This is a genomic window from Paenibacillus daejeonensis DSM 15491, from assembly GCF_000378385.1.
Taxonomy (GTDB): domain Bacteria; phylum Bacillota; class Bacilli; order Paenibacillales; family Paenibacillaceae; genus Paenibacillus_D; species Paenibacillus_D daejeonensis.
In genome coordinates this window covers 81,671-106,940 of sequence record NZ_KB899677.1, presented here as the reverse complement: position 1 = coordinate 106,940, position 25,270 = coordinate 81,671, and the positions used below count along the sequence as shown (strand labels likewise).

Here is a 25,270-nt window from a genome sequence, read left to right as displayed (position 1 = left end):
GAATTCATCCCAAACGGTATCCCAAGCGTCGGTTACTCTTCTATTAGAACCAAGTGATGAGGTTTTTAATTGCATAACTAACTAAAAAAAGTCTTGTTCTCCTAGCTTATTTGAGGTGTGTCCATTTAAAGTTACTGCTTGTGCGGTAGTAACAAAGACCACTCCATGCGGGCGTAACTACAAAAGAGTACGATGCCTCCAACTGCATGGAACATGAGGCCTTTGATTGAACACTTTTCGTCCTTGCATGTTAAATTGTTTGCAAGGTTTCTGGTGAAAACGCTGAAAATCCCAGAATAAGTGCTTCCATGGCCGTTAGAGTTTCTAAGCCCCGGTTTTGCACCAAATAAGTGCATCTGTGGCCGTTAGAAAACAAACCTACCCATCAGCGTTGACCAGCGCATGATGATCTACGCTCTATACTACCACTTTATCGTTATTAAAAAGTACCGAAGAGATCGGAAGAACAATCCATTACCTAGAGGCTCTTTTTAATAAATCCCCCCTAATTAAAGATTTTGTAAGGTTGGCGTGAATTGGGGTTAAGGTAGGGGCGGTATAGTTATGTCATCAGCTACTACGAACCCAAGAGGTGAGGGACATGACGGACGCTCTGCTCCAAGTGAAGAATGTAGAAAAAACCTATGGCAAAGGCGCGAATGCCTTTCAGGCGTTAAAAAACATCTCCTTTGATATGGCACCCGGCGAGTTTGTGGGAATCATGGGACCCTCCGGGTCCGGCAAATCGACGCTGCTGAATGTACTGGCTACGATCGACTCGCCAACAAAGGGTGAGATTCATATCGAGCAGGATGAGATCGCAAGCCTAAATGAAGATAAGCTGGCAGATTTCAGACGACATCATCTGGGCTTCATCTTCCAAGATTATAATCTGCTGGATTCCTTGACTGTCCGCGAGAATATTCTGCTGCCGCTGGCTGTAGCGAAACGGCCAGTGGCGGAGATGAAGCAGCGCGTGGACAGCATCACGGCCGCGTTCGGCATTAACACCCTACTGGATAAATATCCATACCAGATCTCCGGCGGTCAAAAGCAGCGTACAGCGGCCTGCCGCGCGCTCATCTCCGACCCCAAGCTGGTGTTCGCCGACGAACCGACGGGCGCGCTGGATTCGGCATCCGCGACGGATCTGCTGGAGAGACTCAGCAAACTCAATGAGACACAGGCCTCCACCATTATGATGGTGACGCATGATGCCTTTGCGGCCAGCTTTTGCCGGCGCATTCTATTCATCAAGGATGGCAGGCTATCGCAAGAGATCTTTCGGCGCAACCTGACGCGGAAGCAATTTTTTCAACAGATTCTGGACACTTTGTCCAGCATGGGCGGTGCTGCCGATGACATTATTTAGTCTAGCACTCAAAAACATAAGAAGAAATCTAAAGAGCTATGGCCTGTATATCGGTTCGACCATCTTTTCCATTTTGATTTACTTTAGTTTTGTTACCCTGCAGCACAGTGAGGAAATCAGCGCCTTAACAGAGTCCTCACAGCGGGTCAGCAGCCTCATGAACGCATCCGCCTTTGTCTTAGTTCTATTTGTGGCGATATTCATCGCGTATTCCAATTCGTTCTTTATCAAGAAACGGAAGAAGGAAATTGCATTGTACGCTCTGATGGGAGTGCGCAAACGTTCCATTGGCTGGATGCTCTTTTTCGAAAATATGGTGATGGGCATCCTCGCATTACTGGCGGGCATTGGATTAGGCTTTCTGGCTTCGCAACTGATGTTATCCCTGTTGCTCATGCTGATGGGACTCGAGACGACGATTGGTTTGGTTTTTTCTTCCCGTGCGGTCGTGCATACCTTGGTTGTCTTTTTGCTCATTTTCATCGTGACGTCGTTCCAAGCATATCGAGTTGTGTATCGCTTCCGGTTAATCGATCTGTTCCAGGCGGACAAGAAGGGCGATGAGCTTCCCCAAGCACGAATCCTCTCGGCATTAATGGGTGTCATCGCACTCGCTGGGAGCTATTGGCTGGCACTTCAAGATCTGACGTCTTCGGCAGCCTGGCGACAGTTGGGCATGTCCATGCCACTCGTAATCATCGTTCTGGCGGTTCTGGGATCCTACTTTATTTTTCGGAGCGTGTTGGTCTACGTGCTTCACATCATGAAGAACCGGCCGAAGCTAGCCTGGCGGGGTCTCAATCTCCTGTCCGTGTCTCAGTTGCTGTACCGAATCCGGGGCAATGCCCGCACCTTGACGATCATCGCGACCCTGAGCGCTACGACGATTACTGCGGGTGGTGCAGTGTTTGGCATGTACTACAACGCAGAGCAAAACGTACGAACCTCGACCCCATTTACGTTTATGTGGGAAGGCGAGGCGCAGGACATCGATTCTTCGCAGGTTGTATTCGAGACAGCCATTGCCAGCAAGTTTGTACGTGTAGAGCAGGACGGAAGGGAGCGGGAGTATGCGCTTCTCGACCAATCGACCTTTGAACAACTAGCTGGGCGTCTGGGCTGGGAGAACATCGCAACGCCACAGGACGGCCATGTCATAATGATTGATGCCTTCTATGACGAGCGTTGGTCGCCAGAAATCACCGCTGTGCCATTGGCAGGCGAGAACTTTCCGGTAGACGCTCTCTTCCAGGAGCCGGTGGTTAATGTTTCAACGGTGGGCGGGGTTACGCTGGTTGTCACGGATCAGGACTATGCTCTCATAGAGGCAGAAGAACGAGAGTTCCAAGCGGTCCTCATGACGGACTTCAAAAATCAGATGCCGTTGTCCCAGCAGTTGTCCGCTACAACTGAGAATTTCTCCAGTGCCACTGAGCAATATAGCGATACCATCGAGGCTTCGGGTTCCCTGCTCTTCGTTGGCAGCTTCCTGGGACTTGTGTTCCTGGTGGCGACGGGAAGCGTCATCTTCTTCAAGACAATGACCGAGGCGGAGGAGGATAAAGCGAAATATCAGGTGCTACGTAAGCTTGGGGTCTCTAAGAAAGAGATGAAGCGCAGCATTCGCCATCAGGTTGGGATGATGTTTGCGGCTCCCCTGGCTCTGGGTCTGCTGCACGGTGGCGTCGCGCTCGTGGCCTTCTCCAATCTGCTGCAAATGAACTTATGGATTCCTATTCTGATATGGATGCTGGTTTATACGATGATTTATCTGATCTATTATGCTGCCACGGCAAGAAGCTTCAGGCAAACCGTATTACACCGTACTCAACAATAATAAGGAGGCGTTTAACATGAAAAAAAGAATGGCAGTTATCGCTATGTGTTTGCTGATCGTTAGCATCATGTCCGCTTGTATAGATATCAACCGGATGTGGAAGTCAAATCTGTATGTTCAAATTACAGAGCCTGTCCGTGTGGAAGAGACACAAGTCGATTCAGGTGAGGTTCATAAGCGATACTGGTACGAAGTGCCGGCTTATGACGAGGACGGTGAACAGTCGCTGACCAGCTTCTCCGCCATTAGAGAGCTACGCGAGGGAGGCTATCTCATGCTTTATGTGAAAAGCGATGGCGGTGTCACCTCCTACGACGAAGTCCAGTGGGAAGCGATTCCTCAGAGAGCACGTGAACAGCTGCAGCGGGCTGACAATCAATAATCAGCACAAGCGCCGCCCGGTTCGGGCGGCGCTTGCTGGTGTCTGATATTCGCTTAGGATTCGTTCAATGGCGTAACAGGATATCGAATGATCGTCTTCATCTGATCCGGCTTGACCTTGCGAGGATCGGACAGATAGATCTCGTGATGCAGGCCAGCTTGAACGAGCCGACGAGCTTCGATATAGCTGTGCATTTGCTCAATCGTCTCCGGTTCTGTGCTGTAAGGACCGACGTGCAGCATTTGGACGCATGTTCCCTCATTCAGAATCTCGAAGGTTACGCGACGAATGGGTTCAAGTGTTTTCTTCTTGGCAGCGGCAAGCTTCGAGGCATCCTCCGTGTTACGGGCATCGACGTAATCTGGCATCCGGATAAGCAGCTTCCACTGCCACTGATCTCGCGGAATGTCGAGCATGTGACGCTCACCGTTAGCCCACCATAACCCCTCCAGTTTAGGGACGACGAAGTCCTGTGATTCCTTTTTGCAGCTATTCTTTATCGCATAAGCGACGGTGTACAACGATTCAACAGCCTGTACAAAAGGTTCACGATCTGGCGCACCCTGTCCCGTAATCGATAGATAAGGGATAGGGGTCAATTGAACTAATTGCGGAGCAGTTGTCGCTCCATAGTACGGTTTGTCCGATTTGAACAAGTCGAGCTTGGTTTGAAATAGGCTCATAATACTGATCTCCTCTCTGATGATGGAATGTATCCATCATACACAAACTCCCCTGACAGTATGGGTGTCAGGGGAGTTCGGAGGTCCCATAATAATGGGCCAAATCATAAGCAATTGAAGACAGTTGCTCCCGCAAGGCGAGGGGCTCCAGCACGCGAACATGTCTGCCGAAGGAGAGGAGAAGCGAGGGCATATACGTGTTCATGGTCTCCGGGGGCATGTTGAATACCAGCTCGCTTTCGTTACGTTCAGATACATATGCACGCAGATACCAATGATTCGCAATCTGATCCAATAGTTCCTCGTTTCCCGCCAGTCTCACATTTACCAAGCTACCTGTTGGCTCGGACTTGTGATGGAGTCGCTCGAAGATGAAGCGAATGTCCACATCCGCCGGTTTCTCGAATTGACTCTCGCTCAGAGTTAATCGGGTGATCCGGTCGACACGGAACACGCGCTCTTGCTGACGACTATGGCAAAAGGCAATAAGGTACCATTTGGTGCCGCTGAGCAATAGACCGTATGGATTGATGGAACGTTCTTGGATTGGCTGCGTAAGGGACTTGGCATAATGTATAGAGACGGTGGTTTGCTCCAGAATCGCTTGCTCCAGCTGGCGCAATTGCTCTTGCAGCGAATCCTGGCGAGACGGTTCAACTACATGAAGTCCCAGGCTCTGTCGTTGCAGTTCCTCTCGGTGCGAGTCCAATAAACGCTGGGAAATTTTACTCATTGCGCGCTCTAGGGAGTCGGCATGAGGATAATTGGCTTGGCGTGCAAACATCACACTTTGCGAAATCGCCTTGAGCTCGGTTGAATCAAAAAAGAGCGGCATGGCTGTAAAGGACTCCGGAAGCTTGTACCCGCCCCCGTGACCAGGCTCGGAGATAATAGGAACTCCGCTAATACAGAGGATATCAATATAACGATAGACCGTTCGCACGCTCATCTCCAATTGCTCTGCGATTTGTGCAGCCGTAGAAACGGGCTTGCTTCTAAGAATCCATAACACGGATAACAAATAGTCCAGTTTTTTCATGGGTACCTCCAGCATTTTTAACAATCGCATCCATCACCGTCGCAGATTATATGCAACCCACCATCATTCGAAGGATGGGCTTGGCATTTGCCTCCGCAGGAAATCGTTGAATCGCATCACGGCAGTATTTTAATTCCATTATATCGAAGTTTGGTACTCACAGTCCTGAATTTGCGACGAAATCGACTCCTTACACTCTAACGGCCACCACCGCAGTTATTTGGCACAAAACAGGCTGTTTAACATTCTAACGGACATGAGCGCACTTATTTTTGCTTTTTGGGGGGCATGGCCCCGAATTTGACTGAAATAACAGACTATATGTCCGTTAGCCGCTCAACCGTCACTAATTTAGCGAAATAAGCGCATTTGTGGCCGTTAGAGTCGGGGAGATGATGGTGTGTGGTTAGAATAAAGTGTTGACTGTTCGACCAAACAGTTTTATACTCATAAAAAAGTGACTGTTCGACCAAACAGTTTTTAGAGGGGGCAATAAGATGACCAATCAGGATGAACGAAGAAATGCCATTCTGCAAGCCGCGTTCACCATCTTCGGGCAGAAGGGCTATGCCAAGGCGACAATGAAGGAAATTGCAGCTCAGGCCGGAGTTGCACAAGGCCTTATCGGCTATCATTTTACGACGAAAGAAACGCTGTTAGTTGAAGTTGTGAGGGAGTGGATGCTTCATCGAGGCATGAAGGATGCATTCGCCAAGCTGGACCCGCTCGCATCCCCGGCAGAGTTGTTGCAGCAGGCTTTGCTGCATGTCGTGGAATTTCGCAAGCACAATCCGGAGTGGTTTACCTTGCTAATCAGTTTGTGGACAGAGAGCCTGAACAACGAAGCGCTGGCCCAGGAGTTAGTGAAGCTGTACAAGGAAATGAAAGCTGGGATGCTGATGGTTCTTGAGCAATTGGAGCTGCCATTGAATGATGCGGAGAAGGAAACCTTGGCCTCTGTCATTCAAGCTGTATTCGACGGACTCACGCTTCAAGCACCCATGATCATCTCCGAACAGCCGATCTCCCACGAACAAATCTCCAAGGGGATGCAATGGTTGCTGGACGGCGTTCGAGCTTCTGCACAGAAAGGGGAATCTAACGATGAATAGACAATTGATTCAGATCGAAGGCTTTGTCATCTTGGCGTTGGGCACGTACTTGTACTTCTCCCAAGGCTACAGCTGGGTTGTCTTCTTGCTGCTGCTGTTCGCGCCTGATGTGTTCATGCTCGGTTATGCGTTCAACAAGAAGATCGGTGCCTACCTCTATAATGCGGCCCATACGTTCATCACACCTTTGCTGTTGGTGGCGGCGGGGCTGGCTTTTTCGACCGGCTTTCTGATCATGATCGGTTTGATCTGGCTCGTGCACATCGGTATGGACCGCATGTTCGGGTATGGACTGAAATATGAAACGGACTTCAAAGACACACATATTCAGCGGCTGTAACAGGGAGCCATGTCGCCAAAATAAAGAGAGGATGGCCGCCATCATCTGGCAGTCATCCTCTCTTGTGTAACCGGTCATTAACCCTTATGTTGTTAGCCCCTGTTTTGCTTCTCCCCATAATAATTCCGCAAGAATTGCTTGGTGCGGTCTTTTTGGGGATTGTTGAAGAATTCGGAGGAGGTGCCTTCCTCGACAATGTAACCATCCGCCATGAAGATGACATGATCGGAGACCTCACGAGCGAATTCCATCTCATGCGTGACGATGATCATGGTCGTATCTAGCTCCGCGATGGACTTGATAACCTGCAGCACTTCGGAGACGAGCTCGGGGTCGAGCGAGGAGGTCGGCTCGTCGAACAGGATGGCATGCGGGCGCTGGGCCAAGGCACGGGCAATGCTGACCCGCTGTTGTTGTCCGCCGGATAGCGTAGCCGGATAATTATCGCGTTTCTCCACCAGTCCGACCTGCTTCAGCAGCTCCATGCCGAGCTCCTCGGCTTCTTTCTTCGGTATCTTTTTGACGACAATCAACGATTCGGTTACATTCTGCAGCGCGGTTTTATTCCGGTACAGGTTGTAATTTTGGAAGACCATGGCCGTTTGATCACGCAGCTGCTGAATCTCTTTGCGCGTTGGCTTTGTCGCATCCAGCTTGGCGGAGCCGATCTCGATGATGCCTTCCTCGGGCGTCTCCAAAAAGTTCAGACAGCGGATCAGTGTGGATTTACCGGAGCCGGACGGTCCGATAATCGACAGCACTTCCCGGTCTTTGATTTCGAAATCGATACCCTTCAGCACTTCTAAATCATTGAAGCGTTTCTTGAGGTTCGTCACTTTTATCATAGGTTACCCGCCCCTTTAGGTCCGATATGGACGGTCCAAGTATTTCTCGAGCCGCTCCTGCAAGTAAGAGTAGATGATGATGAGTACCCAATAGATTAAGGCAACAGCCAGATAGGCTTCAAAAAAGCGGAACGATTCCGCGGCTTGCATCTTGGCCTCTGCGAAAATTTCGACGACGCCAAGCGTAAAGGCCAGGGAGGTCTCTTTGATTAAACTGATGAAGATATTGCCCGTAGCTGGCAACGCATTACGAGCCGCCTGCGGCAGGATAATGCGACGGTAAGCCTGAACACGGGTCATCCCGCCGGTCAAACAAGCCTCCATCTGCCCTCTGTCGACGGACAAAAAGGCGGCACGGAAAATCTCGGCCAGAAAAGCCGCTTGCTTGAAGCCAAAAGCAATAATGGCAGCGGTCACCGCATCCATCTTCGTGAAAATCGGGAAAAGCTGTGGCAAGCCGTAATAGATCAAAAAGAGCTGGACGAGCATCGGAATCGCACGAAAAAAGGAAATATATACGCTAGCGGAAGAGCGCAACAGCGGATTATCGCTATTGCGCATCAGTCCAAGCACCATGCCCAGCACCACGGCAATAATCATGGCAACAACAGCCATAAACAAGGTGATGGGAATGTATTTTGCGATTGTCGGCAGCAGCTCAAGAATATACTCGGGGTGAAAATTCATTGTCGATGCCTGCTTTCATTCCGCAATTTGGTGGTGCTATTCTACCTTCTGGGTAACATCCTCGCCTGCAAAATATTTCTCGGAAAGCTCGGTGAGTACGCCTTCCTCCTGAAGAGCTGCAAGAGCTTCATTAATTTGTCCAACGAGCTCTGCATTTTTCTCATTTTTGACAAACGGGAAAGCTACACTTTCGTAGTGGAACGGGTCGCCTACAAATTTAAGTGGCAGATCGTTCTTCTCAATTTCGGCCAGCAACGAGTTTCTGGAGTTAACATAGCCATCTACCCGTTTGTTCAGGGCATCGTTTTGTGCGCCGTCACGGTTCTCGTACGTACGGACATTGATTTCGTTGTTAGCGTCGAAGTTCTGCAGATTCTTCACATTCTGCGAACCCAGTACGCCGGACACCGTTTTGCCCTTGAGATCATCAAGTGTATTGATATCTGTATTGTCGGTATGGGTTACGATGCTGACACCGACATAGGAATACGGATCAGAGAAATCGAACTTTTCCTGACGTTCTTCGGTTACTGCGACTGCATTTGCAATCGTGTCGATTTTACCGGTCTCCAGCTGGCCCATCAAGCCACTGAAATCGGTGTTCACCCATTGAGTGGTGTAGCCTAGACGGTCGGCAACTGCTTCGATGACTTCGACGTCAAACCCAACCAGCTTGTCCCCGTCCTTATAACTGTTCGGATACGACTGCCCCGTGGCACCTACCCGCAAGACTTTATTGTCTCCACTTCCTGACGTGCCGTTTCCTCCGGAGTTGCCGCAAGCTGCTGCGAGCAGACTGACCATCAGGAGTGTAATCAACGTTAAGTACGTTTTCTTCATGGTGTAATATCCCCTTCTTTTCTGTTACTTAAAAAAACATAAGCGTATTTTACAAATTCCGACCCGGTTAGTCAATTATATGCCCATTCATCTTTTTGTCAAGAGGGTGAGAATACCTATAGAATGCCACGGAATAGCGGGATTTAGTCCTGGATGGGAAAACAGGAAGAGTATAGAACAAGATAAGTTAAAAGCAATTCAGTAAAAAGAACTCGATAAAAAGCCCGGATCACATCGGTAGCGTCTGGGCTCTCCTCGAAATTATGGCGCCAGCCGGAATGGCTTGATGCCTGATTCTCCTCCAGCATACAAAATGTTCAATTCGGGTACCCAATAGCCATACGATGGTTCTGTACGTTTCCAAGACGCTCCGCCGTCGGTGGAATAGTAGGTGGCAGATTCCTTGAGAAAGGACGTGGCCAGCAAGACATTTGGATTGTTGGGGTGGACCTCTATACTGCTTATTTTAAATGGCAGCTTCCGCTCCTGCCAGCTTACGCCCTGGTCACGGCTCGTTAGCAGCCAGCTATGATACAAGCCATGCCTTACTGCAGTTAGAGCAACACCTTTCTCATCTTCTGACAGACCAGCAAGAGCATGAATTCCCTCTAGTTGTTTCCACGTTCGTCCAGCATCTTTGGAGACGGATATGGCTGTTTGTCCATTGTAGAAATGCTCACCTGAGGTCCACGACAACCAAGATTGCTGGTAAACCGTGCCTGGTGACTTGGGATCAGGGATAGCTGGTTCCGGGAACGTAAATTGGATGTTGTCTGACCCGTTAATCCCAGTCCAGAACCAGTTGGAGCCGCGATCTTCACTCATGAACAGTCCATTGACATAGGCAAATCTCGTATCATGCTGAAACGCGGTGTAGATACGGTTGGGATTGGTAGGGTCAGCAATATATTGGACTGGCGAATAATAATCGTTCGCTTCGGGCCAAGGATATTCCCATACTTGCTGCCAGTTTAATGGAGCACCGGGTGCGCCCGGCTCGGCACGGTAGATCCCGCCGTCTTTCCCATTAGTCATCAGGTAGGCCGGAGCGTTGCCTGAAGTTTGACCAAGTGCGAAGGGAGCAAGCTCCCCAAAGGAAATCGAGTTGTTTTGACGCCAGCTTATACCATCCGCGGAAGACCACAAATGTCCCATTTTCTCTTCATAAGAATAGTTCAGCATCTCCCACTCTCCGGTCACCGGATGTTTGGAAATGGGCCTCATTTGTTGAAAGGGCAGCTTGCTTTCGCTCAATGGCTGTAATGAGATGTGACCCGGTTTAATGTATGCGCCAGGCAAGGATGTTTTTTTGAGCGGTTGTGTGGGGAATCGTTCCGGTACCAGCTGTTGTGCTTTGTCCAAAGCTCGATTTAATTGATCATTGGCAAAATGCAAGAACACCGGACGCGCCAGCGTATTTTGCCAGACCAGCTTGGCATAGCTCCCTAAGATAAATAACTCCAGTCTGCCGCCATAGTGGCTTTTACCTTCATAATCGCGATAGTCCGTAAGATCCAGATGCACGTGACGAACTGGACTTTTTAATTCCTGGGGCCGGACACGTTTTCCTTCTTTGAGAACAGACAGCATCTCATCCAAGCTTCGGTCTTGCTGCTTCAACTGTGGATCCGTGGGAGGCGCGCCTATCGTACGACTAAACCCCCAATTGGACGGCAAGATAAACCCGATTCCGTTAAGCGGCCCAAGCTTCACCTGTTCCCACTCATTAGGACCCTTATAAGCCGAGTTGCGGATATAGACAACCCGCTGCTTGGCATCCCACTCTACCGTAGCGCCCAGGCCTTCGGCGATGAGGCGTGCCGGCACCAGCACGCGGCCTTGCTGCACGAGGACGGGGGTATCCTGAGGCAGACGGGTACCTTTGACCCAGATTTGGATGCCAGTGCTGGGCCGATCGAGATGAAACGTATCGGTATCCACCGTCACCATTTTTCTCTGCTGATCCCAGCCTACACGACTGCCAAGTGCCTCCGAGACCCAGCGCAGAGGAATCATGACGCGTCCTTGATGGACTTGGGGAGCTGAATCGACGGGGATAAATTCATCATCCACCATGAGGACAACCTCTGAATTTGCGGAGATTAGCTGTCCACCCAGCATACCAGTAACCATTGTTAGGCACATCACGCCTGCGAATAATAAATGCCATGCCTTTTTCTTCATACCTTCCACCTTCCGGAGCTCACCTACGATTTGCAGGATGGGCTCCATAGTCTAGTTGTAACATTAGACTGTCAGGGAAAGGAAAAAGTTTCTATTAAAAAGAAAAAGTTACACCTCAGGTTCTAACCTCGCTTTTTTTGCAGCCAAGGCGTGTCCTGCACTGCGGTACCACTGTCTGCAGAACAAGAGGATGATTGCGATATGAACGACATCTCCGCCATAGTACATGAGCATGCTCCCGGCCTCTGCCTGGGCGGAGGGGACGCCTACAGGGGGATGAGCGTAGAGATATTTGGCCAACATGCCGTGAGCCGCCAGCGCCAGGACCAGGACAACGGCCCGATACGGATAGCTCTTGCGGTGCGGAGCTGGATCGGTGTACAGGATAGAGGCTGTGAAGACATACGCTGCGAGGAAAATATGCACATGCACCAGTCCATAAATCAGGACGTTCTCATGCATCAGATGATAGAGATTTGTTAGATATAGAAAGGCTAATCCCCCGACATTCAGTACGGCAGCCGTAACCGGATGGGTTATCCATTGCAAGGGCTTGGCTCTAAGAACACCAGACAGACGCCGGGCTGTCGGAGTCCGAAGCGTGCGTAGCAGCAGGGTGACAGGGAAGCTCAAGACAATGAACAGCGGAGCAAGCATCCCGAGCAGTAGATGAGCCGCCATATGTGCTTCAAAAGAGTGGTGGCTCGCAGTTGCAAGAGGGCCAACCAAGGATGCCCCTGCAGTCATAACGCCAAGTAGCCAGAAGAGTACGCGATGTTGCGGCCATGGGCCATAGCGACGGGCCGACAAGGCCGCAGCAACAGGATAGATGGCGGCCAGGAGGAGGAACGGTGCGGACTGCAGAGCAATTGCGAGAACCTCCGAAGCCGTACCATCTGCAGGCAGGGAAGAAGCTGGTTCGGGATGATGATGTTGATCAGCACCATCATGAATCGCATCCATTTACGATCCCTCCCACGCAGCAGTCTTGTTTTCAACTGCCCGGTGCCTAAGTAGCAGTCCAGCCACAATCATCAGAACCGCGCTTACATTCCAAACCCAGTCATACACAATGACATGGTCTACGTAACGGATTTGATGGATACGCATGAGCTTGTGCTGAATGAGGCCGTCGTACAATTGAAAGGCCCCGCCGCCAATCAGCACGGCGCCCCACCATAATTTCTTATTCAAAACGCCCCTGCGCCGAAGATCAGCATACATGAACAGACCCCCAATTGTAGCAAACCAACTGAAGGCGTGAAAGAAGCCATCCGAGACCAAGCCAATCTCCGTCGACGACCGGTCATAGAAATGATGCCAATGCAGCAGCTGATGAAAGATCGTCTCATCTATAAATGCCACCAGCCCCAGTCCAAACAAAGCGCCAGATATCCCATTCCGCTTCGTACGTCCAGGCAGTGAATTGTGACGTTCCATATTCTCCCTCCATTCGAATGCTATTACCCCGATGTCGGCCATGAGATAACCATTCTGAGCAGATTTGATCCTACTTGGCAGTATGGACAGACCAGCCGTCCCACAGACTCCTAAAGAGAAAGGGTGGATAAGTGTAGCGTTTCAACATAGGTTTAAACATAGAAAAACCCCCTCCAGCCGAGCAAGACGGAGGGGTTTTTTTTGAAAGAATTCAGCTCGCCCTCAAAAGGCCGAAGAGGCACGGAATCGAATCTGGTCAACGCTTTCTGAAAGAAAGCGACTTCGGGAGCATGCGCTGCGGAGCGTTCGCCTGAAAGCTTTTCGCAGAAAAGCTAGCTTCGAAAGCATACGCTGTCCCCGGATTTCAACCGCTAAAGCGGTTAGAAAATCAAGAAATCCGGGGACAACAGCGATCGGAAGATCGATCCGTGACCGTAGGCGCCTTTTTGAAGGCAGCCTGAGAACTTCTACTGAGACCGACTTCGTCGCAGCGAGACGATGATCATCAGGGCCACCATGCCTGCCAGCTCGACCAGCAGGATATACGACGGCACCCGCACGCCGCTGAAATGCAGGGAAGAATGGATTGCGTCATATGCCGGGCTGATCTTCAGCACCCACATCAGATCGGGCAGCGCGCCCAGAAAGGCAGTCGCTAGCACGAGCACATCCTTATCCCGCCAGGCGATGAGACATAGCCAAGCGATCACGAGCAAGCCGATCGCGACATTGCCAGGCATCTGTAGCTCGCGATGGGGAATAGCGTCCAGGGCGAAGTGGGAGGCAAAAGATAGAATCAGAACAGCCGGAATCGCCGCAAGCCGCGCGGGACGGGACAACTTGTCAATGGAGCTCAGCTTGTAGAGGGCGGCCGCGGCCGCCATATGCGTGGCAACGAGCATAGGTAACGTCCTTTCTGGCTCGGCAGCATGGATTAGCCAAGGATGAAGAGCGTAAACATGACCGAGATGATAGGGATCGCGCCTGCAAAGGCGATCGCCAGAAATCCATAAGCCTGGATGGCCTGAGCTACGGGTTGCCCGACAATATCATGGTGAGACAAGGCTTGACGAAGGGCGCTCCAGATGCCGAAGATAGATGCCGCGAATACCCCGATAATGATCACGAGCGGCAGGATAATAGCCATGGTGTCACGCGTGGTGTCGGAATCCGCCCCTTGCATGAATCCGATGACGATAAGAATCATCGGCAGACTTTCAACAATAGCAGCTTTGAGCAGGAAGGAGGTCCGCTGCTTATCCACAAAGCCATGGCTGGCTGCCTGAGGGTCGCGATCCATTTCGGTTTGAATCGCAAGCATGGACTGACTGAATAGGACCGCAATTCCGATGGTAGCGATAACGCTGGCTGCCACCATGAACCAGACGGGATCAAAAGACATGGTGTACACCTCCTGTTGACTAGAATGAATTGGTATTGCATACGTAAACCAGTCTAGAAGATTTTGGAGAGTAGGGCAAGGGCCGTTTGGTCAAAAAAAACGACCATCAATTGAATGCGCTTACAAAAGTTCTAAGAAAATCACAACCTGTTCTAAATAATGATGACTGTCGGCACGAGTATCTCGCCTCTTATAATAAATGATAGAAAGGAGACGGTGCATATGAAGATGGCTGCCAAGCAACCTGAAATAAAAGCGGCTTCCGGGTCCCCGTTATGGAAACGCTTCAAAAAACAACAGGGTATGCATTATTTTGTATGGATAGGGCTGGTATTCTTGCTCGTATTTTCGTACACCCCCATGTTCGGGATCTTGATGGCCTTCAAAGATTACTCCATCACAAGTGGGGTCAAAGGAATCTTTACAAGTGAGTGGGTAGGTTTTCGGTATTTCGCTGAATTTTATAATGACTACCAATTCTACGAAATCATTCGTAATACGCTGATGCTTAGCTTTTTGAAGGTCATCTTTACGTTTCCGGTACCTATACTCTTTGCGATCATGCTGAATGAAGTCAAGAATCTGGCATTTAAGCGGGTGGTTCAAACGGCCAGCTACCTGCCTCACTTTATATCATGGGTCGTTGTGCTGGGCGTTGCATTCACTTTTCTCTCTGGTGATATCGGCATGATCAACAATCTTTTCATGTCCTGGGGATGGATTGAACAGCCGATTCCTTTCCTGACAAGCGGATCTTATTTCTGGGGAACGGCGATCGGAACAGCGATTTGGAAAGAAGCCGGATGGTGGGCTATCATCTTCCTCGCCTCGATTGCCGGAATTAATCCGGCCCTGTACGAAGCCGCACAGATTGACGGAGCAGGCCGATTATCTCGCATCTGGCATATCACTCTCCCAGGAATCAAGGGAACTGTTGTCGTTGTACTTATCCTGACGATTGGTAGTATTCTTGGCGGAGGGCTGATTGGCTCCAACTTTGACCAGGCCTATTTGTTCGGCAATGCAAGTAATAACAGTACCTCAGAAATTGTACAAACCTATGCGTTCAAGGCGGGTCTGGCTCAAGGAAGATTCTCTTATGCGGCTGCAATCGATTTATTTCAATCGGTCATTTCAGTCATCTTGATCTTCTCAAGTAATTATATTGCCAAGCGGGTTTCCGGAAACGGATTGTTCTAAGGCTTCGGCGGAGAGGGGGACACCATGTTCAAACGAAAAACAACCGAAGACATCGTGCTCGACAGTACCATTTATATCTTGTTGGTGATCGTTTTTATTGCGACCGTATTTCCGTTCTACTATCTGGTCATTACTTCATTTAACTCCGGCTCGAATGCGCTGCTGGGCGGCTCATATTTCTGGCCGGACAGCTTCACGCTGGATAACTACGCCATGTTCTTCAGCAGCCCGGAATGGACGAACGCCTTATTCATGAGTATAGCCAGGACAGCTGTTGGCGTAGCTACCGGGGTGCTCTTTACAAGTATGGTGGCTTACGGATTATCGCAGAGAGATCTTGCGTTTCGCAATGTGTATTTTGTCCTTGTTATTTTCGCCATGTACTTCTCCGGGGGACTGATCCCGTATTATGTGGTTCTGCGTTCGCTTGGACTGTTGAATTCCTTCGGCGTTTATATTATTCCGTCGTTGCTGAGCACTTTTTTCCTGCTGATTGCCATTTCGTTCTTCCGAGAGATTCCAAAGGAATTGAAGGAGAGCGCCCATATGGACGGGGCGAACGAATTGACGATATTCTTCCGTATCATCCTGCCCGTGTCCAAGCCACTGCTGGCTACCATGTCGCTGTTTCTTGGGGTGGGACAATGGAATTCATGGCTCGACTCCGCTTACTTCGTTCGGGATGATTATTTGAGAACCCTTACGTATCGGATGATTGAGATTATTAACCGCAGCCAAGTGCCGCAGGAATCACTTGCAGCAGCTGCCGGCTCTGGGGTCACCAGCTATTCTTTGCAGGTAACGGCCATGGTCGTGTCTGTGGTGCCGATTATGCTTGTATACCCGTTTTTGCAAAAGCATTTTGTATCCGGCATCATGCTGGGTTCCGTGAAAGAGTAACGAACATGCGATATTGGAGCGTCAGCTTTAATATAGACTAGCTATACGAAAATGGAGGGTTCGACATGAAAAAGAAAATCGCTTCATCCTTGTTGAGCTTCACGCTTGCTGCCTCGCTGTTGACAGCCTGCGCTGGGAATAATGAACCCAATGCACCTCAGACACCCGCCGAAGGCGGAGAAGGTGCGGGCAGCGATGAAATTGTGGAATTGGATTTATTCATTCATCATTCCTGGTATCCGGTTCAGTCGTGGCGGGGAACGATTGCCGACGAACTGACCAAGCGTACAGGCGTCAAGTTGAACGTTACAGTGGCGTCTGACGACCAGCAATTGCCCTTGATGATTGCCTCTGGCGATCTTCCTGACCTGATTTTCGCGAATCGGGAGACCCGCCTGGAGAACGAGGATCTCGCCTATCCATGGAATGAACTAATTGAGCAATATGCACCGGATTTTGTCATTGATCCGACGCGACTGGCTGTGAACACAGCACAAGACGGCAATGTCTATTCCGTCATGAATTCCTACGCCACCCCGGAGGAATGGGAGAGTAATCCGTTCGCCCTCGGCAACGATGGCAATCCGGGTATTGCGGTAAGGGAAGATATTATGGAGGCGCTCGGCAATCCGGCCATTGAGTCGCTGGAGGATTTCGAGAATATTCTGGATCAGGTAAAAGCGGAATATCCGGATATGGTCCCACTTACGATTGATATTAACTGGATTTATCATTACTTCCAAATGCAATTCGGCATGCCGCCTCACAGCAATTGGTATGAAGACGGGGGAACGCTGCATCATAAGCTGAAGCACCCAGCTATGTTGGAATACTACAAATTCATGAATAACATGTATCGCAAGGGCCATATCCTGGCTGAGAATTTCACCTATGGCAATGATCAGATAGACGATGAGTATGCGCAAAGCGGCAGAGCCTTTGCTCACATGCACACGGTAAGTGTTGCTGAGCGCAACAATGCTGCCCTTGCAGCACAAGGAGAAGAGTTCCGCTTCCGTATGATCCCATCGACCTTGACTGATAAGGCGATTAACATCAGTTCGTCCACCGGCTTCTCCGGGGTGTATATTACACGGAATAACTCCAATCCAGAGAAGTCGATCCAGTTCCTGGAGTACCTGGCCAGCGATGAAGGCAAGGAGCTCGTCATGTTTGGCATCGAAGGCGAACAGTGGGAATGGCATGAAGACGGCTATCCAGTGTTCACTTACGATGTGAATGACGAAGAATATGTCAATAATGAGGGTTTGAAATGGTGGTATCTGTACTCCGATGCGATTGTAGAGGGGTTACGTGCTTACGTGCCAGGGCTGCAGTCAACACAAGCGCTGGAAGAAATCAAGGCCGTCACGGAGTTCAGCCCGGCTATTGGTATGGTTCGTCTGCGTAGTGGTACAGATGAGCGGGTCATCTTCGACCGGATCGAAGAGATGCGGAAAAATGAAGAGGTCAAAATCTATCTGGCCACAAGTGAAGAAGCAGCAGAGCAGGCTTATCACAATATGATGAAGCTGGCCGACGGGATCGGCATCGATCGTCTGGAAGCGTATGCTGATGAGCAATACCAGAAAAACCTGCAAGAAATCGAGTAATTGAACGAAAATCACCCATGCAGAGGGGCCTTATATTAGGGCCTCTCTTGCTACTATACAAAAGCTTCAGTACACTTAATCCAAAAAGAAGTGAACACAGATGAAAACATGGGCAGCGAACTTGGCGCAAAAGGCTCGATTTAACAAAATGGGAATTGTAAAAAAAATGACGTTTGGTTATTTCATTATCATCTTTGTTCCCGTAATAACCTTCGGTCTCTACTATTACAATCAATTGAACAGCAGTCTGATGGAGGAATATGCTCGCGGCAAGCAGCAATTACTGACTCAGGCTCATGCCAGCTTGCAGATGGATTTGCTGCAGATCGAATCCAATTATGGCTTGTTTCAATACAACACCAACCTGGTCGGATACTTGAACAACGATTATAGAAGTGAAGTAGAATATGCTTATAATTACCTGCGGAATATCCGGCCCATTATGTCGTATGTTCATTCAGGCAATTCAAATATTGGAGATATCATCATCTACAAAAGAGACAGCGCGGTTTTCACGGTTCCGCAAAAAATTGTGCCCATGGAAAACTTGGATCAGGACTTGCAAGTGCAAATTGCTAGGCTCAAGCCGGGGGAAGGCGGCTGGTTTACAGTTCCCCATGAACAGGAGTATGCCTCATTGGCCTACTATCAGAACATGTATGCCGATCAGTTTACCAAGCATGTAGGCGTGCTGGCGGTTGAGCTGAATGATCATATGCTGCAGAAGTTTGAATCCACGGTCAGCAATGAGGGACGCTCTGCGGTCTATCTGCTGCCAGCGCTGCAACCCTTTGATCACTTGGCGGAATTACAGGAGATGCCGGACAATATCCGGGAACGCATCATCAATTCGGCCGATGGTTACTTTCATGAGGGCAATAACGGCATGATCGTGAATAGCTTGACCGTAGACAAGTTGGATTTGCGTGTGACGGTAGTCAGTCAGGCCAGTGAAGTGTTCCATAATATGCAATCCCAGAGGATTGTCCTGGCTGTGTCCATTGCTGGTCTGTTGTTATTGCTGTCGGCTATCTATTACTGGCTGGCTTCGTCAGTCACGAGAAGGATTCTGACACTTGCCAGGCATATGCGCAAGGTGGGAGCGGATAACTTTCGTATTCTGGAGCACGGGCAAGATCAGGATGAGATCGGGTATCTGACCTTCTCCTATAATCGGATGCTACAGCGGATGGATGAGCTCGTGAACACGGCGCAGCGATCGGAGCTGCTTCGCAAAGAAGCGGCCTACAAGGTACTGCAGGCGCAGATCAAACCACACTTTCTATACAATACACTAGAGACTATCCGAATGCTGGCGGAGAAAAATGAAGATCAGGAGGTCGCTGAGATTACATTTTCTTTTGGCCAATTAATGCGGTACAGCTTGTCCCATGAACGAGAGGATACCCGGCTGAAGGAGGAAATCAGAAATGTCGCCCACTATTTGAACATTCACAAGACCCGGCTCGGTCCAAGGCTGGCGTTTGATTTCAATGTTGACGAACAGGCAACGGGTTTGGCGTGTCCGCGATTTATTCTGCAACCGCTGGTAGAGAACAGTGTGATCCATGGCATTGCGCCTGCGTCCCGGGGCGGCAGCATTACACTGACTGTTGAACAGGATGCTGAGCAGGTGACAATAACGATTGCGGATAACGGTGCGGGAATGCAGGAGGAACGGCTGGAGATGATCCGGCTTGTACTTGCAGGCAGGGCAGACCGGGACCAGTTGGAGACGTCAGAGGGCGGGCATGGCCTGTACAATGTCAGTGAACGAGTCAAAGCGTACTATGGAGGCGATACCCGGCTGCACATTGAAAGTGCGGAAGGTGAAGGGACCGTTATCACATTATATCTGAACAAACAGAGGGTGCAATCCGATGCTGAAATTGTTGATCGTCGATGATGAAATGGTCATCCTGCAGGGCATTGTCAAGTTCGTGAAGGAAGGCAGGACACCATTTACTCAAATTGAAAGTGCGATGCATGCGACAGAGGCGCTGGAGGTCCTGGAGCGCTTCCGTCCCGATCTGATTATTACGGATATTAATATGCCGGAGATGAATGGACTGGCATTTATTGAAGAGGTCAAAAGCCGGAAGCTGTGCAACCGATTTATTATTCTGACCGGTCATGATGATTTTGCATATGCCAAGCAGGCGATACGAATCCAGGTGATTGAATACCTGCTCAAGCCCATCAACAAGCAGGAGCTGTGGGAGCTGCTGAAAAAGGTAGCCAAGGATATTATGGATAACGGTGGCCCAGTAGAAGGGGAAACCGGCGACCCCAGGGTGAACTATAGCTCTCACGTTTCCAAAATGCTGGACTGCATTGAGCGAGAGTACCAACAGGATTTATCGCTGGAAATGATGGCCGAGCTGACCGAACTTAATCCCAATTACATCAGCCAGCTGTTCAAGCGGGAAATCGGCACCAGCTTTATCCAATATCTCCAGGAGTTCCGGATCAATAAGGCCAAGGACATGCTGACGCAGCATCCGGCTTTGTCCGTGCAAGTGGTAGGCAATCAAGTCGGATATGAGAATTCACAGCATTTTATGAAGGTCTTCAAAAAGGTGACCGGGGTTACGCCGGGCAGTTATCGGGCGCTACGATGAAAAAACAAGAGGGTATCCGTTTCATCCACAGGATGAACGGATACCCTCTATTTGTGTTTTCCTGATTTGGAACCATGTGTCATAGAAGCGTAAAAACGCTAACATTAAGAGTGGATTAAACATTTGGTAAATTATGTTGCTAAACTAGTTCTTATATACTATAATGACTATCGGGATTGTCAGAATCATCATGTCTTTATACATAGAAAAGTCCAGGGCTGTTGAATTGAATAGGCAGGCAAACCTATTGAAAGATAGGGACGCAAAACTAAAGGGACTAACTCCTCGTGGATAAGTCAGCCAGTTGCACATGTGTAATTGGCGAATTGTAGGCTTTTTGTCCTGCATTCGCTTTTTTAATTTGCTTTGGGGAAGGGAGAGCAATATGAGAGAGAGTGAACTATCTGGAATGACTGCATTATTTCCTAGTGAGGACGGTAACCCGCAGGAGCGGCAGCAGCTAATGCAGCTGATCGAGCAAATCGTTAGCGGGGTGGACGCGCTTAAAAATCCGAACGGTGTCAACCTGAAAGGGGAGAAGTTACGAACCGATCATTTCTACCAAAACTTAATTCTGGAAAGTGCTATTCCGCAGAGTGGAGCTCCTCTTGCAGAGGTGGGGGACGAGTTGTTGAAGCTGCTGCACAATCATCCCTACCACACGCGGTATTTTCTGACAAATATTCTGCCGATGGCGAGTACACCTGGCATTCTTGGCATGATTACGGCCATGTTGGTCAACGGCAACAACCTCTGGGATGTCTATGGTCCTGCCGGAGCAGAAGCGGAGGTACGGGTGATCAGTATGATGTCCAAGCTGGTAGGCTACGACGCCCTGCGGAGCGGAGGGTATACGACATGGGGAGGACAAGGCGCCGTATTCACAGGATTGCGCCTGGCGATCGCCAAGTTTGCTCCGGATGCCCCGCGCACGGGCGTACCCGGCAATTTTTATGCCTTCTGCTCAGAGTCCGCCCATTACAGTCTCTTCAAGTCCATGGAAGCGACGGGGATCGGAAGCGATCATCTGATCAAGGTGCGCACAACGGCAGACAGTGCAATGGATACCGATGATCTGCGGTACAAGCTGGAGCAGGTTATTGCAGCTGGCGGCATCCCCGTCTATATCGTTGCGACAACGGGCACGACCGATGCGATGGGCATTGATGATGCTGAGCTGATCTATTCGGTAGCGGCAGATGTGGCCGTCAAGCACGGTCTTAAACGGCCGCATATTCATGCGGATTCAGCACTGGGCGGCTTCTTCGCCTTTTTCAACAGCTATCATTTCGAAGTAAATCCACTGGGCTTCACACCAGAGGTAAGTGCCGCGCTCCGGGCAATCGCAAACCGCATGAAGCACCTGCCGTACGCAGACTCCCTTTGCTTTGACTTCCAGAAGCTCGGTCAGACCCCTTATCTGACCAGTCTGTTCCTGGTGCGGGATGCTGCTGACCTCCAATTGCTTGATCTTGAGCCGGACGAGACCCCTTATGTGGGGCATCGCGGGTATGGACAGTATCATACCGGCTACACGTTGGAATGCTCCCGGATGGCTAGCTCGATCAGCATTTACAGCGCGCTGCTTGCATTTGGCGAGGAAGGGTATCAACGATTGCTTGCTCAGCTGGTAGAAGTGAATCTGGCGTTTAGGCGTGAGCTGCGTGTGCAGCTTCCCTACGTGGAGATTGTAAATGGGGACAATCCGGGCATTGTCACGCTCTTCCGGATCTATCCTCAGTGCGCACAAGGCTTCGAAACCGAGGTAGCCGGACGATGCACGCTGGCAGAAATCCAGGCGACGAACCAGCTCAATGAACGGCTGTTCGAGGCGCTGGGAGAGACGAGGGAGCACATGTTCTTTGGCGACACCAAGAAGCATTTGATCGTGCCTACCGCTGAGGGTGATTCTGTGGCGCTCTATGCGGCCAAAATCTTCGTCATCTCTCCCTATACAGAGACGGGAGATGTTGCGGAGATTATCAAGCATCTGAAGAACGTAATCGAGAAAGTATACGAAGCGCAAGAGACCGCTTCGATAACGAGTGGGAGGGAATGAGTTGGGACAGCAAGTGCAGACAACTCTGATGAACCGGCTTCGCGGCCGGATGGTTATCAAGATTATGGGGAGCATTCTAATCCTGGTGCTGCTGATGTGTACAATATTCTGGCTCACGGTCAACGAGCTGAACAAGAATTTGTCCACCAAGCTGGAGGATCAGTTCGATGTCCGCTTGAGTACGAATATTCAGGCGGTTAGTGCCTATCTGGCATCCATTCCGGAGCAGGTCTACGAGATTGATGGCCCAGACCATCCGGCGTATGTGAAGATCAAAGCTCAGCTGGAAGCATTCAAGAGTGACTATTCGTTGGAGAATGTCTATATTCTCTGGCAGGCTGCTGATCAGGAACAGATCCTCATCCTGACCGGTGTGGAAGACGACTACGGAATGGAATATCCGTTTACGGAAGAGATGCGAGCGTCGCTAGCGACGAACGAGCCGACCTTAAGTACGATTTATGAGGATGAGTATGGGATTCACAAGTCTGTTTTTATACCTCTAGTAGATGCGAATGGTCAAAATGCCGGGCTGGCCGGAATCGACCTGGATGCCTCCATCGTTCCGGAGACTCAAACGACTACCCATACGATCACGTTGTGGATCATGATCATTCTGGCGGTCGTCGGCGCCTCCATCGCTTACCTGATCAGCCGGGGGATGACCAGGCCGGTCGTCGGTCTGATGCAGGTGACGGAGAAGATTGCCGCGGGTGATCTCTCGGAGCGGGTCTCGATCCGGCGGTCTGATGAGATCGGCCGTCTAGGACAGTCCTTCACCGAGATGCGGGGCAACCTGGAGTCGTTGATTCGCCAGATCTCCACATCGGCTCAGACGGTGACGACAACAAGTGCCCAGCTCTACCAGGCAGCAGGAGAGATGAGCTCCAGCTCGCGGCAGGTCGCGGGCTCGATGAACCATATGCATGATGGCGTGGCCGAGGTCGCTTCCTCGATTACGAGCAGCGCGGCTTCCATTATCGAAGTCAACCATGATCTCGCGGCAGTGACGACCGAGGTCCGATCCATGCAGGAGATGGCCCAGACCGTCAGCCATCAGTCCGTGGGCGGCAGACAGTTGGTCGAACAGACCTTGCAGCAGATGAACGCCATCCAGCAGGAAATGCGGCAATCGCGGGAAGCGGCGGCACAGCTGGGCTCCCGATCCAAGGAGATCGGGGAGATCATCACCATTATTACCGACATTGCGCAGCAAACCAACCTGCTGGCCCTGAACGCCTCTATCGAAGCGGCAAGGGTTGGGGAGCAGGGCAAGGGCTTCGCCGTGGTAGCAGATGAGGTCAAGAAGCTGGCCGACCAGTCCTCCAAAGCTGCTGGCTCCGTAACGGCGCTAATCTCTGGTACGCAGCAGGACAGTGAGCTGGTGCTGACAAGCATCTCTCAGGGCTACCAGGCGGTCGAGCAAGGCCAGGTGTGGATTCAGGACATGCAGGAGAATTTTGACCAGATCTTTGGCGGCATCTCCGCATTTACGGATCGCATGAACTATCTTCAGTCTGCATTGGATAAGGCCGACCGCTCCTTCGAGACGATTACGGGCTCGATGCAGAGCATCTCGGGCATTACCCAGGAGCAATCGGCAGGCTACGAGGAGGTGGCGGCAGCCGTGCAGCAGCAGAGTGCGACGATGGAAGAAATCACGGGCGCGATCCGCCATTTGTCCGAGATGGCCGCCGACCTGCAGCAGTCCGTCCAGCGTTTCAAGATTGCCCAGTAAGAAGTGGCAGCCGTTCCTTTAGGGGAGCGGCTTTTTTTTCTGATTACTCAGCTTGAAAAAAATAGCGAGGCAGCTATAATAAAATGTAATGATTACGTATAAGAGGAGCGCAACGATGAATAAAGCTAAATCTAACGGACGGATGCCGAGGGCCAAAGGGATCGATACGGCAACCTATTATACGCCCAAGGAATGTGCCAAAAAAGTCAGGCGGATCGTATTGCCTACCGCCAACCGGCGCATTGTGGACGAGTTCCTGACCATTCTGAATATGAAAGAGAAGTTCGAAACGCATGATGTGCCAATCCCCAACAAGCTGCTCATGTTTGGTCCCCCAGGCACCGGGAAGACCTTGACGGCCTTCTACCTGGCGGCCAGGCTGGAGCTGCCGCTGGTGCTGGTCCGGCTGGATGCCATCATTCACAGCCATCTGGGCGAAACGGCAAGCAATGTCCGCAAAATCTTCGAGTATGCCAAGGCGTCGCCTTGCGTACTGTTCCTGGATGAGTTCGACGCGATTGCGAGAACACGGGAGAACAATGACGAGGTCAAGGAAATGTCGCGGGTGGTGAATACGCTGCTGCAGTGTCTGGACGAATTCGAGGGCGACAGTGTATGCGCCGCAGCGACCAATTTGGAAACGGAGCTGGATGGCGCGATCTGGCGTCGCTTCGATACGAAGATGGTGTATAGCATGCCGGAGGACGAGGCTAGAGAAGAATACATGGATCTGCTGATCGGTGAGTTTTCTTGCGATCAAGGCGTTCGTGACCTGGCTTCTGCACGTCTGGAAGGGTGCAGCTTCGCGGATATCGAGCAGATTCTGCTGAAGGCCAAGCGCAAGGCGATTATCGAGGATCGGGCCTTGTCGCTTAAGGATATTGAGGAATCCCATCATGAATACCAACCACGGGCGGCTCTTGTTGCAAAATGATTGACAGAATTAAGTGTAATGATTACAATTAAAAACGCATCA

At 50.5% G+C, this 25,270-nt stretch carries 23 protein-coding genes and 1 riboswitch; of the genes, 13 read left to right on the top strand and 10 right to left on the bottom strand.

Annotation, left to right across the window (positions count from 1 at the left end; translation table 11 throughout):
- The first annotated feature begins 601 nt into the window (after nucleotides 1-601).
- Genes F556_RS0130015 through F556_RS0130005 form a run of 3 tightly spaced genes read left to right on the top strand, consistent with a single transcriptional unit; the run spans nucleotide 602 to nucleotide 3,591 of the window.
- Entirely contained in the window at nucleotides 602-1,372 is a 771-nt protein-coding gene (locus F556_RS0130015) for an ABC transporter ATP-binding protein (RefSeq protein ID WP_020620711.1), read from the top strand.
- Nucleotides 1,359-3,209, top strand: coding sequence for an FtsX-like permease family protein (locus F556_RS0130010; RefSeq protein WP_020620710.1), 1,851 nt, complete (start codon nucleotides 1,359-1,361; stop codon nucleotides 3,207-3,209). The genes F556_RS0130015 and F556_RS0130010 overlap by 14 nt, the downstream gene beginning before the upstream one ends.
- A gap of 16 nt (nucleotides 3,210-3,225) precedes the next feature.
- Nucleotides 3,226-3,591, top strand: a complete 366-nt coding sequence (locus F556_RS0130005) for a YxeA family protein (RefSeq protein ID WP_020620709.1) — start codon at nucleotides 3,226-3,228, stop codon at nucleotides 3,589-3,591.
- A gap of 53 nt (nucleotides 3,592-3,644) precedes the next feature.
- On the opposite strand, the gene F556_RS0130000 is transcribed toward F556_RS0130005, so the two are convergent.
- A complete protein-coding gene (locus F556_RS0130000) occupies nucleotides 3,645-4,274 on the bottom strand; it encodes a GyrI-like domain-containing protein (RefSeq protein ID WP_020620708.1) in 630 nt (209 codons plus the stop codon).
- A 67-nt stretch (nucleotides 4,275-4,341) separates the two neighbouring features.
- Nucleotides 4,342-5,313 (bottom strand): helix-turn-helix transcriptional regulator, encoded by a 972-nt coding sequence (locus F556_RS0129995; RefSeq protein ID WP_020620707.1) that lies wholly within the window; start codon nucleotides 5,311-5,313, stop codon nucleotides 4,342-4,344.
- 497 nt (nucleotides 5,314-5,810) lie between these two features.
- Between F556_RS0129995 and F556_RS0129990 the strand changes: the two genes are divergently transcribed.
- Together F556_RS0129990 and F556_RS0129985 are read left to right on the top strand one after the other, a co-directional pair.
- Entirely contained in the window at nucleotides 5,811-6,425 is a 615-nt protein-coding gene (locus tag F556_RS0129990; RefSeq protein WP_020620706.1) for a TetR/AcrR family transcriptional regulator, read from the top strand.
- Nucleotides 6,418-6,765, top strand: a complete 348-nt coding sequence (locus tag F556_RS0129985) for a DUF4260 domain-containing protein (protein ID WP_020620705.1) — start codon at nucleotides 6,418-6,420, stop codon at nucleotides 6,763-6,765. The genes F556_RS0129990 and F556_RS0129985 overlap by 8 nt, the downstream gene beginning before the upstream one ends.
- 92 nt (nucleotides 6,766-6,857) lie before the next feature.
- On the opposite strand, the gene F556_RS0129980 is transcribed toward F556_RS0129985, so the two are convergent.
- The 8 genes from F556_RS0129980 to F556_RS0129945 form a co-directional block, all read right to left on the bottom strand.
- A complete protein-coding gene (locus F556_RS0129980; protein WP_020620704.1) occupies nucleotides 6,858-7,610 on the bottom strand; it encodes an amino acid ABC transporter ATP-binding protein in 753 nt (250 codons plus the stop codon).
- Between the two features lie 15 nt (nucleotides 7,611-7,625).
- Entirely contained in the window at nucleotides 7,626-8,297 is a 672-nt protein-coding gene (locus F556_RS0129975) for an amino acid ABC transporter permease (RefSeq protein WP_020620703.1), read from the bottom strand.
- A gap of 36 nt (nucleotides 8,298-8,333) precedes the next feature.
- Nucleotides 8,334-9,137, bottom strand: coding sequence for an amino acid ABC transporter substrate-binding protein (locus tag F556_RS0129970; protein ID WP_020620702.1), 804 nt, complete (start codon nucleotides 9,135-9,137; stop codon nucleotides 8,334-8,336).
- A 261-nt stretch (nucleotides 9,138-9,398) separates the two neighbouring features.
- On the bottom strand, nucleotides 9,399-11,321 hold the full coding sequence (locus F556_RS0129965; protein WP_026297584.1) for a copper amine oxidase N-terminal domain-containing protein: 1,923 nt from the start codon (nucleotides 11,319-11,321) through the stop codon (nucleotides 9,399-9,401).
- Between the two features lie 108 nt (nucleotides 11,322-11,429).
- On the bottom strand, nucleotides 11,430-12,284 hold the full coding sequence (locus F556_RS0129960; RefSeq protein WP_020620700.1) for a cytochrome c oxidase assembly protein: 855 nt from the start codon (nucleotides 12,282-12,284) through the stop codon (nucleotides 11,430-11,432).
- Nucleotides 12,285-12,761, bottom strand: a complete 477-nt coding sequence (locus F556_RS0129955) for a DUF2243 domain-containing protein (RefSeq protein ID WP_020620699.1) — start codon at nucleotides 12,759-12,761, stop codon at nucleotides 12,285-12,287.
- Between the two features lie 467 nt (nucleotides 12,762-13,228).
- Complete coding sequence (locus F556_RS0129950) at nucleotides 13,229-13,663, bottom strand: hypothetical protein (RefSeq protein ID WP_020620698.1); 435 nt, start codon at nucleotides 13,661-13,663, stop codon at nucleotides 13,229-13,231.
- Between the two features lie 32 nt (nucleotides 13,664-13,695).
- On the bottom strand, nucleotides 13,696-14,163 hold the full coding sequence (locus F556_RS0129945) for a hypothetical protein (RefSeq protein WP_020620697.1): 468 nt from the start codon (nucleotides 14,161-14,163) through the stop codon (nucleotides 13,696-13,698).
- 222 nt (nucleotides 14,164-14,385) lie between these two features.
- Between F556_RS0129945 and F556_RS0129940 the strand changes: the two genes are divergently transcribed.
- The 8 genes from F556_RS0129940 to F556_RS0129905 all read left to right on the top strand — a co-directional run bounded on the left by F556_RS0129940 (nucleotide 14,386) and on the right by F556_RS0129905 (nucleotide 25,228).
- Nucleotides 14,386-15,363: an ABC transporter permease gene (locus tag F556_RS0129940; RefSeq protein ID WP_020620696.1), complete on the top strand. Its 978-nt coding sequence runs from the start codon at nucleotides 14,386-14,388 to the stop codon at nucleotides 15,361-15,363.
- Nucleotides 15,364-15,387: 24 nt separating this feature from the next.
- A complete protein-coding gene (locus F556_RS0129935; protein ID WP_020620695.1) occupies nucleotides 15,388-16,263 on the top strand; it encodes a carbohydrate ABC transporter permease in 876 nt (291 codons plus the stop codon).
- Nucleotides 16,264-16,328: 65 nt separating this feature from the next.
- Nucleotides 16,329-17,876, top strand: a complete 1,548-nt coding sequence (locus F556_RS0129930; RefSeq protein ID WP_020620694.1) for an extracellular solute-binding protein — start codon at nucleotides 16,329-16,331, stop codon at nucleotides 17,874-17,876.
- Between the two features lie 148 nt (nucleotides 17,877-18,024).
- Nucleotides 18,025-19,782, top strand: a complete 1,758-nt coding sequence (locus tag F556_RS0129925; protein WP_040718902.1) for a sensor histidine kinase — start codon at nucleotides 18,025-18,027, stop codon at nucleotides 19,780-19,782.
- A complete protein-coding gene (locus F556_RS0129920; protein ID WP_020620692.1) occupies nucleotides 19,757-20,497 on the top strand; it encodes a response regulator transcription factor in 741 nt (246 codons plus the stop codon). The genes F556_RS0129925 and F556_RS0129920 overlap by 26 nt, the downstream gene beginning before the upstream one ends.
- 227 nt (nucleotides 20,498-20,724) lie before the next feature.
- A riboswitch (cyclic di-GMP riboswitch) is annotated at nucleotides 20,725-20,809 on the top strand.
- Between the two features lie 73 nt (nucleotides 20,810-20,882).
- Nucleotides 20,883-22,556 (top strand): pyridoxal phosphate-dependent decarboxylase family protein, encoded by a 1,674-nt coding sequence (locus tag F556_RS0129915; protein ID WP_026297581.1) that lies wholly within the window; start codon nucleotides 20,883-20,885, stop codon nucleotides 22,554-22,556.
- A gap of 1 nt (nucleotide 22,557) precedes the next feature.
- Complete coding sequence (locus F556_RS0129910) at nucleotides 22,558-24,294, top strand: methyl-accepting chemotaxis protein (RefSeq protein WP_020620690.1); 1,737 nt, start codon at nucleotides 22,558-22,560, stop codon at nucleotides 24,292-24,294.
- A 115-nt stretch (nucleotides 24,295-24,409) separates the two neighbouring features.
- Complete coding sequence (locus tag F556_RS0129905; protein WP_020620689.1) at nucleotides 24,410-25,228, top strand: AAA family ATPase; 819 nt, start codon at nucleotides 24,410-24,412, stop codon at nucleotides 25,226-25,228.
- Nucleotides 25,229-25,270: the final 42 nt, after the last annotated feature.